Genomic DNA, 12,724 nt, shown 5'->3' on the forward strand with positions numbered 1-12,724 from the left:
ACTGACAATCGGGCAAGTCAAGCGGGAGGCCTGTGGACAACTCGCTGGCCAGTGCCCGCAGGGGCCACGAGTTGTCCACAGCCCCACGCTCACCCGGCCCGCTCATCGACTCTCCTTGGGTAGACTGGATTCGGGGGCTGTTGAACGCGATTAGCGGGACAGCAACTCCGCCGCGCGTTCGCCGATCATGACGGCCGGGGCGTTGGTGTTGCCGGTCGGGACGGTGGGGATGATCGAGGCGTCGGCGACCGCCAGGCCGGTCAGGCCGTGCACGGCGAGGTCCGGGCCGACGACCGCGAGCGGGTCGGTGCCCATCTTGCAGGTGCCGACCTGGTGGTGGTACGTGATCGCGGTGCGGCGCACGTAGTCCTCGACGTCGGTGCCCGCCGACGGGTAGAGCTCGCGGGCGCCCCACTGCTCGGCGAGGGCGGGCGCGGCACCCAGGCGGCGGCACTGCTCGACCGAGGCGACCAGGCTGGCGAGGTCGTCGGGGTGCTCGAGGGCGGCCAGGTCGATCAGCGGCTCGTCACCGGCGCCCGGCCCCGACAGGCGCAGGCTGCCCCGGCTGCGCGGCGTCACCATGCCCGCCATCAGGGAGAACCCGGTCGGCGGTCCGGACATCCACGGCTCGTACATCGGCACGCTGAAGTGGATCGGCTGCGTGTCGGGCAGCGCCAGCCCGGGCCTGCTGCGCCAGAACAGGTGCGTCTGGGTGACCGAGCGGCCGCTGACCGGGGGCTCGACCTCGCGCCGGTCGGTCGCGAAGATCACCGGGGCCAGCAGGTGGTCGTGCAGGTTCTCGCCGACCCCGGCCAGGTCGGCGACCACGTCGATGCCCAGCGCGCGCAGCTGCGCGGCCGGGCCGACACCGCTGCGGAGCAAGATCGTGGGGGACGCCAGGGCGCCCGCGGACAGGACCACCCGGTCCGCGCGCAACTCCCGGAGCTCACCGTCGACCTCGGCGAGCACGCCGACCGCCCGGGTCCCCTCGAACAGCACCCGGTGCACCAAGGATCCTGTGTGGACAGTAAATTTGGGATCGCCAAGAATTGGCTCCCCGTAAGCGATCCACGTGTTGATGCGGCGGCCGTCGCGGGCGGTGATCTGCTCGACGGACACGCCGTCGAGGTCGCCGTCGTTGTAGTCCGGGTTGAACTCGATGCCGATCTGCCCAGCCGCGTCCAAAATAGACTGCTGGACCGGGTGCAGCGGCTGGTTGGCGGTGATCGGGAGCAGGTCGTTCTCGATCCGCTCGTACACCGCCCGCACGTCCGCCCACGCCCAGCCCGGCTGCCCCCAGCCGTCGTAGTCGGCGGCCGCGCCGCGGACCCAGATCATCGCGTTGAGCGAGTGCGACCCGCCGAGCACCTTGCCCCGCGGCAGGTGCAGGCGCCGGTTGGCCGCGTGCGGCTGGGGCACGGTGTGGTGGTCCCAGTCCTGCGGCCCGTGCCACAGCTCCCCCGCCCGCGCCGGGTCGTGGATCGCCGGGTTGGTGTCCGGGCCGCCCGCCTCGAGCAGGGTGACCCGCGCCCCCGCGTCGACCAGCCGACGCGCCACGACCGAGCCGGCCGAGCCCGCTCCGACCACGATGACGTCCATGCGCCCCGCCTTCCCTGTGTGCCTGGCCACAGCTTGGCAACGGCACGCCCGCCCCGGCTGCCCCCGGCGGCGATCGATTCGCCCGCAGTCAACGACAGTGCGGCGCCGGACAAACCAGCCGGTCACGCTGGGTCACGACAGGATGCCGAGCACCCACCCCGTGATGAACCCGATGACCAGCAGCCACAGCCCGAACCGGGCGGCCTGCCCCGGTGAGAACAACATCGCCATCTCGCCCCTCCTCGATCCGCGGATCCCGACCCCTCCCATGGTGCGGCCGCCCGGCGGGGGTGACGAGGGGTTTCCTGTCGCCTGCGCGGTGCCTGCCCGGGAAACCCGCCCGGCATGACAAGTACCGGACAACTCCTGGTCAACAGGACACGCGCGGGCCCGCGCCCGGTTCAATCGGACCGTGCACCCACTCGCCGCCGACCTCAAGGCCCTGCGCCGCGGCCGGGCCGTGCACACGACGCCGCTCCCGCCGCGCATCGGCCCGGCCCTGCGCACCCTCTGCGCGATCACCCCCACCGACGACGACGTCGCCGCCCGCACCAAGGTGGTCGACACGCTCACCGAGCTGGCCGAGAAGCTGCCCGAGGACCTGCGGCTCTGCTTCACCGCCGCGTTCGCGCTGACCGAGGAGACCCGCCACCCCTTCTACGTCGACCGCCTCGCCTGGGCCGGTGCGCAGCTCAGCCGCGAGAGCCGCACCATCCGCCGCCGCGTCGACGAGAGCATCCTGACCGTCACCCAGCTCGCGCACTCCCGCCCCCGCGCGACGTGGCACACCGAGGAGTTGCGCACGGTGGTGACGCTGACGGCCGAGCCGGAGGTGTTCGAGTTCCGCAGGCTGGTCGCTGACACCGAGATCACCGACGTCGACCTGGGGTGGTCGACGAAGGCGGGGGTGGAGGACCTGGCGATCGACCTGATCCACGGTGGCGTGCTGACCGAGCGGGTGCGCAAAGCCCGCAATCGAGTCGCAACAACTGTCCGGCTGCCGGTGCCGTTGCGGACGGGACAGGTCCACGACCTCGCGGTGCGATTGCGCCCGCAGCCGATGCACCGGCACTACGTGTGCACACCCCACACCCGGTGCCAGTTCTTCACATTGCGCGTCGCGTTCTCCTTGGCGGACCTGCCGGAGCGGGTGCTGCTGGTGGACGGGGTGCCGCCCAGCGAGGTGGAGGACGACCTGGCCGACCACCACCGGCTGGCGCTGGACGGAACGGGCCAGATCACGGTGACGTTCACGGACCTGACGCCGCACCTGTCGTATGGGCTTCGCTGGTAGTTTCCCTTTTGTCCACAACGGGTTGCGCTGTCCACAGTGCGAACTTGGTTCTGGGCCTTGCTGTTGCCGGCCCGGTAGGCTGGATTCGGGGGCTGCTGAGCGCTTGTGGATCTTGCGGCTCGCGGTGGGACACCTCGGGGCGGGCACCGGTTCGCAAGATCAAACCGCGCTGAGCAGCCCCCGAATCCAGTCTACGCAAGGGACGGCCACTCGCGGGCAGGTTGAGCGGGGGACTGTGGACAACTGTGGCGAGTGCCTGGGCAGCTCCACTCCGCGGCAAGATCGAATCGCGCTCGGCAGCCCCCGAATCCAGTCTACTCGGGGGAGGTCGCGAGTGGGGCGGGCGAGCGAGGGGTCTGTGGACAACTCGGCGCGGCCGGGCACTTCGCGCGGTCTGGGTCGTGGTCGGCGGAGTTGTCCACAGGCCGCCCGCTTGACTTGCTCGATTGGCAGTCCCCCTCGCCTAGACTTGATTCGGGGGCTGCTCAGCGCGATTTGATCTTGGCGAGCATGCGCGGCGTCGCGTGCCTCTTCCCGTCGATCCTTTGCGCAGTCTTGATTTCGCGGCTTTCTGTTGGGTGGGCGGCGGTCCGGTAAGATCAAACCGCGTCGAGCAGCCCCCGAATCAGTCTACGTGGGGGAGGTCGCGAACGGGACCGGCCAGAGGGGGCCTGTGGACAACTCGCTGTGGCGGGCCCGCCAGCGGTCGGATCGATTGGCGGGCACCCAGTTGTCCACAGGCACCCCGCTCGCTCGCCCCAGATTGTCGGCCCCCTTGGGTAGGCTTGATCCGGGGGCTGCTCAGCGCGGTTTGATCTTGGCGAGCATCCGAGGCGACCTGGATCCGGCCTTCCAATCCCTGAAGCGGCAACGATTCCAGGGCTCCTGGCAAGCAGCCCAAGATCGAACCATCCTGAGCAGCCCCCGAATCCAGTCTACGCGAAGAAAGCAGCGACCAAGCCGGGCGAACGCGGACCTGTGGACAACTCGCAGTGGCGGGCTCGGCGGCGGTCGAATCGTTTGAGGGCACCAAGTTGGCCACAGGGGCCCGACTCGCTCGGCCCGGATTGTCGGTCCCCTCTGAGTAGGCTTGATTCGGGGGCTGCCGAGCGCGGTTTGATCTTGACCGGGCATCCAAGGCTGGCGGGCTGCTGCACCGTCCTCGACTGGCCGATCCCGTCGATCCCCTGCGTGGTCAGGGCTTCCCGAGCCGCCCGGGTGCGAGGCAAGATCAAACCGCGCTGAGCAGCCCCCGAATCCAGTCTACGCAAGGGAAGCGCGGGAAGGTATCGAGCGAGCACGGGCCTGTGGACAACTCGCCGGGGCAGCGGAACCAGGTCAAGGAACCAGGCCAAGGGGCTAGGCCAGAGGGCTAGTTCGGGCAGGGGGGTTCGTAGGGCAGTCCCGGCAGGTAGCGCTCCCACTCGGTGCGGGAGATCGCCGGTTCGGCGAGTGCGCACACGCGGCGAGCGGCTTCTTCCGGGTCGGTGTCCCAGATGCGGGCCGTGAAGTCGTGGCTGGCGGTGACCACGTTGCCGTTCATCGGGTTGAACGCGGCCATCAGGACGCTGTGCGGGTGGCCGGTGAGGGTGGCCAGTTCCTGCGGGGTGCCGCTGACGTCCCAGAGGCGGGCGGTGTGGTCGGCGCTGGTGGTGACCAGCATGCGGCCGTCGGGGGTGTAGGCGGCCGAGTAGACGGCGTCGGCGTGGTCGGTGAGGATGGGGCCCGCCCGGGGGTCGGCGGGGTTGGTCACGTCCCACAGCCGGACGGTGCGGTCGACGCTGGTGGTGACCATGCCGCGCCGGTCGGGGCTGAAGCGCACGGAGGTGACCGCGTCCGGGTGGACCCGCTCGGCGAGCCGGGTGGGGGCCTGGTGCGGGTCGCCGAGGTCCCAGGTGACGACCAGGCGGTCGGCGCGGCCCGCGGTGGCCAGGTGGCGGCCGTCGGGGCTGAAGTCGGCGGAGGTGACCGGGCCGCGGTGCGCGATCGTCCAGACCCGCCTGGGGTGGCGCGGGTCGGCGACCGACCACAGGTGGACCGTGCCGTCGTCGCTGGTGGTCGCCGCGGTGCGGCCGTCCGGGCTGAACGCGACCGAGGTGACCGGGCCGGTGTGGCCGGTGAGCGCGGCGATCTCGTGGATGCTCGTCGGCTCGGTGATGTCCCACAGGCGGGCCGTGCCGTCGTCGCCCGCGGTGGCCAGCGTGCGCCCGTCCGGGCTGAACGCGACCCACCGCACGACCGCGTGGTGGCTGCTCAGCACCGCGATCTCCGCGCCCCGGCTCGGGTCGGCCAGCAGCCACACCCGCGCCGTCCCGTCGCGGCCCGCGGTGGCCGCGACCCGCCCGCTGGGGTGCACGGCCACCCCGTACACCGAGTCGGTGTGCCCGGCCAGCACCGACCCGGGCACGTCCCACAGCCGCGCCGTGTGGTCCTCGCTCGCGGTGGCCAGCGTCCGCCCGTCGTGGCTGAACTGCACCGACACCACGGGCGCGGTGTGCCCGGTGAGCGTCATCAGCCCGGACACCGGGTCGCCCTTGCCGGTGTAGCGCCACAGCCGCACCCCGCGGTCGCTGCTGGCGCTGGCCAGCGTCCGCCCGTCCGGGCTGAACGCCACCGCCCGCACCGCGTCGTCGTGCCCCGCCACCACCGCGAACGCCCGCTGCGGCGCGGCGAGCTCCCACAGCCGGATCGCGCGGTCGTCGCCCCCGGTGGCCAGGGTCCGCCCGTCCGGGGTGAACGCCACCGCGTGCACCGTCCCGGTGTGCCCGACCAGCACCCCCGCCGCGCGCCCCGCCGCGACGTCCCACAGCCGGGCCGTCCCGTCCAGGCCCGCGGTCGCCAGGGTCCGCCCGTCGGGGCTGAACGCCACCGAGGTCACCCAGTCGGTGTGCCCGACCAGCTCGTGCCCGCGCACCGCCACCCGCCCGCCGATGTCCCACAGCCACACCGACCGGTGGTTGCCGACCGTGGCCAGGGTCCGCCCGTCGGGGGAGAACGCGACCGCGCGCACCGTCCCCGGCAGGTCGTCGATGGACAGCCGCAGGGTCGGCCTGCCCGGGTCGGTGATGTCCCACACCCGCACCGAGTGGTCCGGGAAGCGCCCGCCGGTGGCCAGCAGCCGGTTGTCCGCGCTGATCGCCACGAACCCGTACTCCACCGCGGTCGTGCGCAGCGACGACAGCAGCACCGGGCGCCGCCGGTCGCCGATCAGCCAGAGCTTGGTGTACCCGTCGACCCCGGCGGTGGCCAGCACGTGCCCGTTGGGGGTCAGCGCCGAGACCGCGGTCGTGGTGTGCCCGTTGACCGACGTGGCGAACGGCGTCGCGAACAGGCTCAGCAGCCCGCCCCTGGCCGCCGCGGTCGGCGACACCCGGTACGCGGCGAGGCTGAGCTGCGCGGCCAGCGCCGGGTTCGCCGCGTGCAGCGCCGCGGCCTGCCCGGACACCTTCTCCGACAGCGCGTCGTTGCGCTGGCGGGTCACCATCTGCTGGGCGTTGACCGCGAACACCGTCGCCGCGGCCGCCAGCACCAGCAGCACCGTGAGCAGCACGACCAGTTGGCGCAGCCAGCGGGTGCGCCGCCGGTCGGTCGCCACCGCGTCCGCCGCCGCGGCCGCGGAGGTCTCCAGGAACACCCGCTCGCGGCCGCTGAGCACCGTGTAGTCGCTGCTCACCAGGTCTTTCGCCACCACGAGCCGGGCGCCCCGGTACAGCGCGCCCGGGTCCTTGCCCAGCGCCTCCCACGCCTCGGTCGCCTCGGTGAGCGCCCGGTGCGCGCGCAGCGCCTCGCGGTCCTCGGCGAGCCAGTCGCGCAGCCGGGGCCAGGACCGGATCAGCGCCTCGTGGGTGATCTCCACCGTGTCGCGGCCGCGCGCGATCAACCGCGCCGAGGTCAGCTTCTCCAGCACCACGGCCAGGTTCGGGTCGTCGAAGTCCAATTCGGACTGGCTGATCCGGCGCTTGGTGTCTTCGGTCCCCTCGCCGAGCGCGACCAACCGCAGCAGCAGCGTCCGCATCAGAACCCGTTGCCGCGAGCCGAGTCCGGAGTGGATGGATTCGGCCGTCTGCGCCAACGCCCCGTCGATCCCGCCCGCCGCTTGGAAACCCTGCAGCGTGAGCACTTTCCCGCGCCTGCGCCGCCAGGTCTCCAGCAGCGCGTGCGACAGCAGCGGCAGCACCGCCACCTCGCCGTCCGCGTGCGCGAGCAGCGTCGCCAGCAGACCGCTCTCCAGCACCAGCTCCGCGCGCGTCGCGGGCAGTGTGATCGCCCGGCGCAGCTCGTCCATGCTCATCGGACCCACGGTGACCTGGGCGTCGGCCAGCGCCTCGACCAGCGCCGCCGAGCGGGCGCAGTGCGCGTAGAAGTCCGCCCGGACGCCGAGCACGACCCGGCAGCGGCTGGTCTTGGTCGCGGTGGCGGTGATCAGCGCCTCGATGAACCAGGCCTGCTCGGCCGGGTCCGCGCACAGCGTGAACACCTCCTCGAACTGGTCGACGACCAGCACCACCTCGGTGTCGGCCGGTTGGTCGACCAGCGCCAACCGCACCGCGAGGTGCAGGTTCGCCGGGTCCTCGGCCAGCCCGAGCGCGCCTGCCGCGGTACCGGTGTGCTTGGCCAGCTGGACCGCGCACTCCTCCAGCGGGTGCGGGCCGGGGGTGAACAGCACGACGACCTTGCCCGCCGCGCTCAACCGGGTCAGCAGCCCGGCCCGCAGCAGCGAGGACTTGCCCGCCCCGGACGTGCCGAACACGCCGACGAACCGCTGCCCGGTGAGCCGCTGCACCAGGGCGTCGACCAGGTGCTCGCGGCCGAAGAAGCGGTGCGCGTCCTCGGGTTGCAGCGCGGCGAGACCCGCGTACGGGGGCGCGCCGGTCGGCTCCGCGGGCTCGGTGCGCGTGGCGAGCTCGGCGGCGAGGCGGTGCCAGCGCAGCTCCCACTCGGCCGCGTCGCCGCGGCAGGCCCGCACGTAGGCGAGGGTCACCGCCAGGCTCGGCAGCCTGCGCCCCGCCGCCGCCTCGGACAGGCTCGCGGCCGAGTAGTGCGCCTCCGCGGCCAGCTGCCGGTAGGTCGGGCTCCCCGCCTCTTCCCGCAGCCGCCGCAGGCCGCCCGCGAACCCCAACAACGGACTGTCGCCCGCCTCCAGCGGTCGTTCGGCCCGTGGCATGCGCCCACCCCCCGGTCAGCCGCGTCCATTGTTCAGGTTCGGTTGTCCAGCACCGGGCGCACGCGGGTGAACAACCCGTTCGGCGTAGGCGGACCGCGCGCCGGATAACCGGTTGGTGGCGGGCCGGGTCCGCGCTTACGGTGGTCGGCGATGGCTATCACCTGCACCGATCTCGTGTTCACCTGGCCGGACGACACCCCCGTGTTCGACGGGGTGTCGTTCACCGCGGGCACCGGGGCCACCGGGCTCGTCGGTGCCAACGGGGCCGGGAAGTCGACCTTGCTGAAGCTGCTCGCCGGGCAGTACCGGCCCAGTTCCGGGTCCGTCGTCGTCGACGGGGTCGTGGGGTACCTGCCGCAGACGCTGCCGCTGGGCGACGACCTCAGCGCGGGGCAGGTCCTCGGCGTCGACCGGGTGCTCGCCGCGCTGCGCGCCGTGGAGTCCGGCGACGTCCGCGACGAGCACTTCACCACCATCGGCGTCGACTGGGACCTCGAGGAGCGCACCCGCGCCGAACTCGCCCGGCTCGGCCTGGCCGACGTCGAGTTCGACCGGCGGATCGGCACCCTCAGCGGCGGCCAGGTCGTGTCGCTGGGGCTGGCCGCGCAGCTGCTCAAGCGCCCGGACGTGCTGCTGCTGGACGAACCGACGAACAACCTCGACGCGGGCGCCCGCGCCCGGCTGCACTCGGTGCTCGCCGACTGGCGCGGCTGCCTGGTGGTGGTCAGCCACGACCGGGAGCTGCTGGACCTGGTCGACCGGATCGCCGAGGTCGACCACGGCGAGATCCGCGTGTTCGGCGGCAACTACACCGAGTGGGACGCCGCCGCGCGGGCCGCCCGCGAGGCGGCCGAGCGGACCCTGCGCGACGCGGAGCAGGAGGTCAAGCGCGAGAAGCGGGAGCTGCAGCAGGCCCGTGAACGCGCCGCCCGACGCGCGGGCAACGCGGCGCGCACCCTCGACAGCGCCGGCCTGCCGCGGATCTTCGCGGGAAACATGAAGCGCCGCGCCCAGGAGTCCGCGGGCAAGGCGGACGGCACCCACGCGTCCCGGGTCAGCGGCGCCCGCGCCAGGCTCGACGCGGCGAGCCGTGCGGTGCGCGAGGACGACAAGATCGTCCTGGAGCTGCCGGACACCACCGTCCCAGCAGGACGGACCCTGTTCCACGGCGAAGGACTGCGGGCGCGCGACCTCTTCGCGGGCGCCGGGCTGACCCTGGACATCCGCGGACCGGAGCGCATCGCGCTCACCGGCCCCAACGGCTCGGGCAAGTCGACGCTGCTGCGGATGATCCGCGACGCCGTCCCCTCCGCCTACCTGTCCCAGCGCCTCGACGTCCTCGACCCGGACCTGACCGTCGCCGAGAGCCTTGCCGCTGCTGCCCCGAGCATGGCGCGTGCCGACCTGATGAACCTGTTGGCCCGCTTCCTCTTCCGCGGCGACCGGGCGCACCAGAAGGTGTCCACCCTGTCCGGTGGTGAGCTGCTGCGGGCCACCTTGGCGTGCGTGCTGTTCGCCGAACCCGCGCCGCACCTGCTGCTGCTCGACGAGCCGACCAACAACCTGGACCTGGTCAGCGTCGGCCAGCTGGAGAACGCGCTGAACGCCTACCGGGGCGCGTTCGTCGTGGTCAGCCACGACGAGCGGTTCCTCGACGAGATCGGCACCACCCGGCGGTTGGAGCTGGCGGGCGGGACCCTGCTCGGCTGACTCAGGAGTCGGCGGGGCGGTCCCTGGCGAAGCGCTGGCCGAGCACGTCGGGCTCCGGTGTGGACAGTGCGGCGCGCAGGAACCGGCGCATCACCGGGGAGTGCTCGTCCGGCCGCCAGCACACCGCGGACTCGACGATCTCGGTGTGCTGGCGCAGCGGCCGGGCGAGCAGGCCGGGCCAGACCTGCGGCACGTGCTCGGTGGTCAACAACACCACCCCCATCCCCGCCTGCACCAACGCCAACGCGTGCGAGACCGACTCCGCCCGGTGCCGGGTGCCGCCGGTCGGGGTGAACTCGGTCGGGGTGAACTCGGCGATGTCGGGCACCACCACCCGGTCGTCGGGCAACTCCGCCAGGTCCACCCGCTCGGCGTCGGCGCACGGGTGCGCCTGCGGCAGCACCACCACCAGCGGCGCCCGGCTCACCACCGCGACCTCCAGACCAGCCGCCCGCCGCGGCGACGACCGGGACTGGCTGAGCAGACCGGCGTGCGCCTCGCGGTGGTGCACCCGGTCGAGCACCTCGGCGTCGGACACCTCGACCAGCGCCAGGTCCACATCGGAGCCCACCGAGCGCAGCAGCCTGCTGAGCAGCCGCGGCGCGACCGAGTGCCCGATCGCCAGCGCCAACCGGCCCCGGGTGCCCAGGCCGACCGCGCGCACCGTCTCGGTGGTCGCGGTGAGGTCCGCCAGCAGCCGCCGGGCGTGGTCGGCCAGCAACCGGCCCGCCGCGGTCACCGTCACCCCGCGCCCGTGCCGGACCAGCAGCTCCACCCCCAGCTCCCGCTCCAGGGCGCGCACCCGCACGGTCAGCGGCGGCTGGGTCATGTGCAGGCGCTCGGCGGCCCGGCTGATCGTGCCCTCCTCCGCCACCGCGAGGAAGCACTCCAGATCCCGCACATCCATACCCGCAGGCTATAGCAGGCGTCTGCAAGACGTATTGGACGAATGGCCCCCGGGTTCGCATCATCAGACCCACCGTTCAGCAGACCCACCGTGCGCCGCACCACCGCGCACCGACCCGGTCCCCACCGAAGGCGAGGCGGCGTGAGCACCCTGACCACCGATGTCCTGGTGATCGGCAGCGGTCCCGCCGGGGCCTCCGCCGCACTGGCCCTGGCCACCCATGGCGTCGACCACATCGTCATCACGAAGTACCGCTGGACGGCGAACACCCCCCGCGCGCACATCACCAACCAGCGCACCGTGGAGATCCTGCGCGACCTGGGCATCGAGGACGACGTGCGCGCCCAGGGCACCCCGCAGGACCTCATGGGCGACACCGTCTTCTGCACCAGCCTCACCGGCGACGAGATCGGCCGGGTCCGCACCTGGGGCACCCACCCGGCGCGCCGCGCCGACTACACGCTGGCGTCGCCGTCGAGCAACTGCGACCTCCCGCAGACCCTGCTCGAGCCGATCCTGGTCGGGCACGCCGCCGAGCGCGGCAGCCGCGTCCGCTTCGACACCGAGTACCTGGGCCTGGAGCAGGACGACGAGGGCGTCACGGTCACCGTGCGCGACCGGCTCAGCGGGCACACCTACCCGATCCGGGCCAAGTACGTAATCGGCGCCGACGGCGGCCGCAGCCAGGTCGCCAAGGACGTCGGGCTGCCGTTCGAGGGGCAGATGGACCTCGCGGGCAGCATGAACATCGTCTTCCACGCCGACCTGTCCCGGCTGGTCGAGCACCGGCCCAGCGTCCTGTACTGGGTGCTGCAGCCCGGCTCCGACATCGGCGGCATCGGCATGGGCCTGGTGCGCATGGTGCGGCCGTGGGACGAGTGGCTCATCGTCTGGGGCTACGACATCTCCGGTCCGCCGCCCGCGGTGGACGACGCGATGGCCACCAAGATCGTGCACGACCTCATCGGCGACGACACGATCCCGGTCACCATCCGCTCCACCTCGTTGTGGGGCAACAACAAGATGTACGCGACCCGCTACCGCGCGGGCCGGGTCTTCTGCGCGGGCGACGCCGTGCACCGGCACCCGCCGTCAAACGGGTTGGGCTCCAACACCTCCATCCAGGACTCCTACAACCTGGCCTGGAAGCTGGCGATGGTGCTCTCCGGCGCGGCGGGTCCCGGGCTGCTCGACAGCTACGACGCCGAGCGCGCGCCGGTCGGCAAGCAGATCGTGTTGCGCGCCAACAAGTCCATCGAGGAGTTCGGCCCGATCTTCGAGGCGCTGGGCTTCACCGAGTCCGACGACCCCGCCGAGAAGGTCGCCAACATGCGGGCCCGGACCGAGAACACCGCCAAGGCCGCCGACCAGCGGGTCGCGCTGCGCAAAGCGCTGGAGCTCAAGGACTACGAGTTCAACGCGCACGGCGTCGAGCTCGGACAGCGCTACCGCTCGGGAGCGGTCATCGGCGACGGCACGCCCGAACCGGAGTACACCCGCGACCCGGAGCTGTACTACCACCCCACCACCTGGCCGGGCGCGCGCCTGCCGCACTGCTGGCTGGGCCACGGCGGCCAGAAGGTCAGCACCCACGACCTGGCGGGCAAGGGCCGCTTCGCGCTGTTCACCGGCATCTCCGGTGAGGAGTGGGTCGCGGCGGCGGAGATCGCGGCCAAGCAGCTCGACATCGAGATCGCGGCCTTCGTCATCGGCGCGGGCCGCGACCACATCGACCTCTACGACGACTGGGCGCGGCTGCGCGAGGTCGAGGAGTCCGGCTGCGTGCTGGTCCGCCCGGACGCGCACGTCGGCTGGCGGGCGTTGACGCTGCCCAACGACCCCGCGGGCGACCTCACCGCCGCGCTCGCCGCCCTCCTCGACCGGCCCGACCAAGGCGCCGGGGAACGGACAGGCGCAGAGTAGAGCCCTAATGCGTGCGGCTCGATGGGGCGAACGTGTCTGCGTGGAGCCTTGACGGCAGCCGTGGCAAGACCGCGAAGCACGCCCTGCGGCGACGCTACGGCCGCCGTCTCACACAAGTCCGCCCCAT

6 protein-coding genes are annotated in these 12,724 nt (G+C 72.6%); 3 read left to right on the forward strand and 3 right to left on the reverse strand.

Annotated features, from left to right (window positions below):
* Positions 1-150: 150 nt before the first annotated feature.
* The gene (locus tag LV75_RS01320; protein ID WP_253884697.1) at positions 151-1,599 is read right to left on the reverse strand and encodes a GMC family oxidoreductase; all 1,449 of its coding nucleotides are present in this window, start codon (positions 1,597-1,599) and stop codon (positions 151-153) included.
* A gap of 412 nt (positions 1,600-2,011) precedes the next feature.
* Here LV75_RS01320 and LV75_RS01325 point away from each other — a divergent pair, with 412 nt between their 5' ends.
* Entirely contained in the window at positions 2,012-2,893 is an 882-nt protein-coding gene (locus LV75_RS01325) for a hypothetical protein (protein ID WP_253884698.1), read from the forward strand.
* A gap of 1,372 nt (positions 2,894-4,265) precedes the next feature.
* Here LV75_RS01325 and LV75_RS01330 read toward each other — a convergent pair.
* A complete protein-coding gene (locus LV75_RS01330; protein ID WP_253884699.1) occupies positions 4,266-8,057 on the reverse strand; it encodes a WD40 repeat domain-containing protein in 3,792 nt (1,263 codons plus the stop codon).
* Positions 8,058-8,207: 150 nt separating this feature from the next.
* On the opposite strand from LV75_RS01330, the gene LV75_RS01335 reads away from it, so the two are divergent.
* Positions 8,208-9,767, forward strand: coding sequence for an ABC-F family ATP-binding cassette domain-containing protein (locus LV75_RS01335; RefSeq protein ID WP_253884700.1), 1,560 nt, complete (start codon positions 8,208-8,210; stop codon positions 9,765-9,767).
* 1 nt (position 9,768) lies between these two features.
* On the opposite strand, the gene LV75_RS01340 is transcribed toward LV75_RS01335, so the two are convergent.
* Positions 9,769-10,674: a LysR family transcriptional regulator gene (locus LV75_RS01340; protein ID WP_253884701.1), complete on the reverse strand. Its 906-nt coding sequence runs from the start codon at positions 10,672-10,674 to the stop codon at positions 9,769-9,771.
* 141 nt (positions 10,675-10,815) lie between these two features.
* Here LV75_RS01340 and LV75_RS01345 point away from each other — a divergent pair, with 141 nt between their 5' ends.
* The gene (locus LV75_RS01345) at positions 10,816-12,597 is read left to right on the forward strand and encodes an FAD-dependent oxidoreductase (protein ID WP_253884702.1); all 1,782 of its coding nucleotides are present in this window, start codon (positions 10,816-10,818) and stop codon (positions 12,595-12,597) included.
* The last annotated feature ends 127 nt before the right edge of the window (positions 12,598-12,724 follow it).

The organism is Actinokineospora diospyrosa (genome assembly GCF_024171925.1).
GTDB lineage: Bacteria > Actinomycetota > Actinomycetes > Mycobacteriales > Pseudonocardiaceae > Actinokineospora > Actinokineospora diospyrosa.